Origin of the sequence: Scandinavium sp., from assembly GCF_051650185.1 — a bacterium.
Classification (GTDB): Bacteria; Pseudomonadota; Gammaproteobacteria; order Enterobacterales; family Enterobacteriaceae; genus Scandinavium.
In genome coordinates this window covers 1-2051 of sequence record NZ_JBOFIN010000087.1, presented here as the reverse complement: position 1 = coordinate 2051, position 2051 = coordinate 1, and the positions used below count along the sequence as shown (strand labels likewise).

The 2051-nt window shown below is 52.4% G+C and carries 2 protein-coding genes and 1 pseudogene; all 3 read right to left on the bottom strand.

From position 1 onward, the window contains the following. Positions 1-73, bottom strand: a pseudogene (rpsI, locus tag ACRCWW_RS11095) (30S ribosomal protein S9); the annotation flags it as partial. 15 nt (positions 74-88) lie between these two features. Next, the gene (gene rplM, locus ACRCWW_RS11090) at positions 89-517 is read right to left on the bottom strand and encodes a 50S ribosomal protein L13 (RefSeq protein ID WP_182062705.1); all 429 of its coding nucleotides are present in this window, start codon (positions 515-517) and stop codon (positions 89-91) included. A 290-nt stretch (positions 518-807) separates the two neighbouring features. Further along, entirely contained in the window at positions 808-1941 is a 1134-nt protein-coding gene (gene zapE, locus ACRCWW_RS11085) for a cell division protein ZapE (RefSeq protein WP_438682466.1), read from the bottom strand. Between the last annotated feature and the right edge of the window lie 110 nt (positions 1942-2051).

Here is a 2051-nt window from a genome sequence, read left to right as displayed (position 1 = left end):
TGCCCGGTTTGATAAACACGCGAGCTGCGGAACTTTTGCGGCGACCAGTGCCGTAGTATTGATTTTCAGCCATTGCCTATAATCCCGATTAGATGTCAAGAACTTGCGGTTGCTGTGCCGCGTGGTTGTGCTCGTTACCCGCGTAAACTTTCAGTTTACGGAACATCGCACGACCCAGCGGGCCTTTTGGCAGCATGCCTTTAACCGCGATTTCAATCACACGCTCAGGACGGCGGGCAATCATCTCTTCAAAGGTCGCTTCTTTGATACCACCGATGTGGCCGGTGTGATGGTAATACACTTTGTCTTCGCGCTTGTTGCCGGTGACAGCAACTTTTTCTGCGTTCAGAACGATGATGTAATCACCAGTATCAACGTGCGGAGTGTATTCCGCTTTATGCTTACCGCGCAGGCGACGAGCCAGTTCGGAAGCCAGACGGCCCAGAGTTTTACCGGTCGCGTCAACAACATACCAGTCACGCTGTACGGTTTCTGGTTTAGCTGTAAAAGTTTTCATTAAAAGCTTACCCAAATAAATAAGTTACACGTTGGTGAACACCCAAACGTTTAAAAGTTGAGGCTCACACGACAAAGTCCGGCAAACCTACCCCTTCGAATAGCCTATGCCAGCACATAGAAAGTTTTGGGAAAAAAACCTTCTCGTAACGTGGGGTCGCAAGATTATAGAGAAGTCACGGTCAAAGATCGACCCCTAAATGCGAATAGTCGCAAGGTTTTCGACCATTTGATTTGTGCGGCCTGATGCCCTCACCCCCAGCCCCTCTCCCACAAGGAGAGGGTGGCGTACTAAGGCTGATGCTCACGCTTCAGGTATTCCTCACTCTGCATCTCTTGCAGGCGTGAAAGGCAGCGCTGGAACTCAAATTTCAGGCGCTCGCCCTGGTAGATAGTATGCAAAGGCACCTCTGCGCTCACCACCAGCTTGACGTGGCGTTCGTAGAATTCATCCACCAACGCAATGAAGCGGCGGGCCTCGCTTTCCATCAACGGCGTCATCACCGGTACGTCAAATAGCATGACCGTATGGAACAACCGTGAAAGCGCGATGTAGTCATGCTGGCTGCGGGCATCGATGCAAAGAGTGGCGAACGAGACCGCCAGCGTCTGGTTTTCTGCCCCAAGCGTCGCCAGTGGGCGATGATTGATTTCCAGCACTTGAGCGTTTTCACGCTTCGCCCCTGCCAACGCCAGCCACAGTTTGTCCATTTGCTGGCGAGTTTCGTCGTTCAGGGGCGAAAGCCACAAATGCGCTTGAGTGAGAGTACGCAGACGATAATCAATGCCCGCATCCACGTTCATGATGTCGCAATGCTCTTTAATGGCTTCGATAGCAGGCAGGAAGCGCGCACGTTGCAGGCCATTGCGGTATAAATCGTCCGGAGGAATGTTGGACGTCGCCACCAGCGTAATGCCGCGTGAAAACAGGGCTTTCATTAAGCCGCCAAGCAGCATAGCATCGGTAATGTCCGAGACAAAAAACTCATCAAAACAGAGCACGTCAGTTTCGGCTTTAAATCGGTCGGCCACAATCTCAAGCGGATCACTATGCCCCTGTAGCGCAGTGAGCTCCTCATGAACCCGCAGCATAAAGCGATGAAAGTGCAGACGCTGTTTACGCTCACCCGGCAGGCTCAGGTAAAACATATCCATCAGCCAGGTTTTTCCGCGCCCTACGCCTCCCCACATATATAAACCACGTACCGGAGTAGCGGCTGTCGTCGAGTCTCGTTTCCCCAGGAGCTTTCCGAATTTCGCACGTAAACCGCCACTGCTGGCGGCTGGCGTGGTTAAAGGTCGGTCAATCAATTCCTGGTAGATAACATCGAGCCGGGAGACGGCCTCGCGTTGTACATCGTCCGGCTGATGGGAGCCCTCTGAGAGAGCCTGAAGGTATCGCGATGTGGGGGTCATGCTTTGCATAAGTTGTTGTTATTTCCTGAAAAGCAACGTGCCGCAGTTCACGGTTGTCGAAAAAAAGGCCGTTCTACACTACGCGATGATACGCCAGGATTCCACTTCTAAGGGAATAG